The organism is Neobacillus drentensis (assembly GCF_036962765.1).
Lineage (GTDB): Bacteria > Bacillota > Bacilli > Bacillales > Cytobacillaceae > Neobacillus > Neobacillus drentensis_C.
Genome location: NZ_JBALOS010000104.1, coordinates 16408 through 19159, shown reverse-complemented (window position 1 = coordinate 19159; position 2752 = coordinate 16408). Strand labels below are relative to the sequence as shown.

The following is a 2752-nucleotide window of genomic DNA, read 5'->3' as shown; positions in this document are numbered from 1 at the left end:
TGTCTGAATAGGCCCCGCAGTCATCTTTTCCACACATAAAATTAATTCAAATGCAGCTATTATTTAGCATCATGAAAAATAATTCCTAGTCCAAAACGGGTACCAGATGTCACTGTACTGACGCCATGCCTAACAGTCGCCCGATAATAGCCTCGGGTTCCTTCAATTGGACGATGGTTCGTTGGGAAAATGAGTCCTTCACCCTGATCAAGAGTAATGACATGCCCTCGGCTTTGGGCACGAGGTCTTTGCTCAACAAGGATGGATTCACCGCCGGTATAGTCTCGATCCCGTTGATTTAGCACAAATAGCACTTGGAAAGGAAAGTATACATCACCATATATATCTTGGTGCAAACAGTTATATCCTCCGGTTTCATACTTAAGAATTAATGGTGTAGAACGAGTTTGCCCCTGGGCGTGACAATGTTCAAGAAATTCTAATAGGCTGGGTGGATAAATGGGTTCTTTTTTTAGTTGCTGTAACCAGCGGTTGGCAGCTTTGGCCAATTCCGGGTAGAAGTCAATGCGAAGTTGTAGTAGTAATGAAGGGAGGGGAGATTGATAATATTTGTATTCTCCTTCCCCGAATCGATATCTTTTCATATTAATGGTGCTCCGAAAATTGGTTGGATGCTCATATGTATGGATCATTTCCTGGCATTGGTCAGGTTCCAATAATGGGGGAAGCTTTGCAAAGCCCTGGGTATCTAGGAGGCGGTGCACCTCCTCCCAGTCTAATGATGAAATCCTATTTGGCATTTTTGTTCATTCCTTTCGTGTGGGCAGGTACTTTTTCCAATTCCAATAGCTTTTCTTTCATCTCCAATCCGCCCCGAAATCCAGTGAGCTTGCCGTTTTTGCCAATCACACGATGACAGGGAACCGTGATTAAGATCGGATTAGCCCCAATCGCTGAGGCAACAGCACGGACCGATTTAGGTTTTTTCAGAATTTCCGCGATTTCCGAGTAAGTATGTGTACAACCGTAAGGAATTTCATGTAATGCGTTCCAAACTGATTGTTGAAAAGGCGTCCCGTAATAATCGATTGGAAAGGTAAACAACGTCCGCGTTCCGTGAAAATATTCGGCGAATTGGTCAGCATATTCCTGTAATCGGTGATCATCCTGTTCTAATTGGTGCTGAGGAAACTTTTTCTGCACCCAGTTCACTAATTCCTCAAAGCCCTTATGATTCGAGCCGACATAACAAAGTCCTTTTGATGTTGCTGCCAGGTACATTTCCCAAGGTCCATCAACAAACAATTTCCAAAAAATTTTTTTATTTTCCATTTTAAAAATTCCTTTCTTTAGTTCCTCCGCGACAATTGCCGATATCCTGAAGGTGTATAGGTTGTAATTTTTTTAAAAAGCGTCGCGAAATGAGCTGGATTTGAGATTCCCACATCCATACTAATGTCATTTATTGATTTATCTGTTGCAGCTAGCAGCTGTTTAGCCTGATTGATTCGTGTCTCCTGAATATATTGAGCCGGGGTTACCCCCTTAATTAGCTTAAAGGTCCGTTGCAAATGATAAGGGCTGCCGTGACAAATATCTGCCAAGCTTTCGAGTGTTAATGGTTCGTGAAAATGCGTGTCGATGTACCCAGCAATTTGTGCGACCCATTCTTCATTTGGGAGTCGCAGTCCTTTCGGCTTGCACCGTTTACAGGGACGGAAATGCTCAGCTAGTGCATGTTCTGTATTAAAAAAGATCTGGACATTTTCAATTTTTGGAGCTCTGGATTTGCAGGATGGCCGACAGAAAATACCTGTTGTTTTAACGCCATAAAAAAATTGATCATCATAAGAAGAATCATTCTTGATAATCGCCTGCCATCTTTCTTCAGTCAGACCGTTACCATCCGGACGAACCATGTGTGGTGTTTTTACCCTTTTCACCTTATCACCTCGGTAATCAGTATACCTCTATTTAAAGGGGGAAGTAAGTGATTACGAATATTAAAGCAAGATTAGAAAGGTGAATGTAAGCGCTATATAATCGTTAAAGAAATATTCACAGGTTTTTAGAAGCATTTGTTATAAAATAAATATGTTAAGTATTTCACAAACCATAATAGCATTCAGTTTATTGACAAAGGAGTATATCTGATGGGATACAGTAAACCCGAAAAAATCATGGAAATTACCATTGAAAATGGAGTAAAAAAATCAAAGTACCCGCCTTTACAGACATTGATATTGGGTTTTGAAGCAGGTGCCTTCATCGCTTTAGGTTATTTACTTTTCATCCGTGTAACAGCAACGCTCACTGGAAATTTAGAAGGGTTGAGCAGTTTAATTGGTGCGTCTGTTTTTCCAATCGGACTTGTCCTCACATTACTCGCTGGTGGAGAACTGCTAACAGGGAATATGATGGCTGTGCCGCTAGCTCGAATCGCGCAGAAGATCAGCACGAAGAAGGTTCTTCATAATTGGTTTCTTGTAACGGTTAGTAACTTTCTGGGGGCACTATTTGTCGCTTACTTTTTTGGACATTTGCTCAGCCTTACGGAAACAGGACCATTCCTGGAAAGAACGATAAGTGTTGCTGACCATAAATTAGAAGCTACATTTCTCCAAGCCTTTATTTCGGGAATAGGCTGTAATTGGCTTGTTGCTTCGGCTGTGTGGCTTTCTTATGGTGCTAATGATATGGTCGGGAAAATTACTGGTATCTGGTTTCCAACGATGGCATTTGTCGCGATTGGCTTTCAACACGTGGTGGCGAATATGTTTGTGATTCCAGC

Annotated in this window: 4 protein-coding genes; 1 reads left to right on the top strand and 3 read right to left on the bottom strand. The window is 41.6% G+C overall.

Annotated elements, in window-relative coordinates; translation table 11 throughout:
* Window positions 1–59 precede the first annotated feature (59 nt).
* Genes V7137_RS14210 through V7137_RS14200 form a run of 3 tightly spaced genes read right to left on the bottom strand, consistent with a single transcriptional unit; the run spans window position 60 to window position 1880 of the window.
* On the bottom strand, window positions 60–761 hold the full coding sequence (locus V7137_RS14210) for a 2OG-Fe(II) oxygenase (RefSeq protein ID WP_335698690.1): 702 nt from the start codon (window positions 759–761) through the stop codon (window positions 60–62).
* Complete coding sequence (locus V7137_RS14205) at window positions 751–1293, bottom strand: methylated-DNA--[protein]-cysteine S-methyltransferase (RefSeq protein ID WP_335698689.1); 543 nt, start codon at window positions 1291–1293, stop codon at window positions 751–753. Before V7137_RS14205 ends, V7137_RS14210 begins: the two co-directional genes overlap by 11 nt.
* A gap of 17 nt (window positions 1294–1310) precedes the next feature.
* Window positions 1311–1880: a bifunctional transcriptional activator/DNA repair enzyme AdaA gene (locus V7137_RS14200; protein ID WP_335698692.1), complete on the bottom strand. Its 570-nt coding sequence runs from the start codon at window positions 1878–1880 to the stop codon at window positions 1311–1313.
* Between the two features lie 234 nt (window positions 1881–2114).
* Here V7137_RS14200 and V7137_RS14195 point away from each other — a divergent pair.
* A partial coding sequence (locus V7137_RS14195; RefSeq protein ID WP_335698688.1) for a formate/nitrite transporter family protein occupies window positions 2115–2752 on the top strand: 638 nt, incomplete at its 3' end.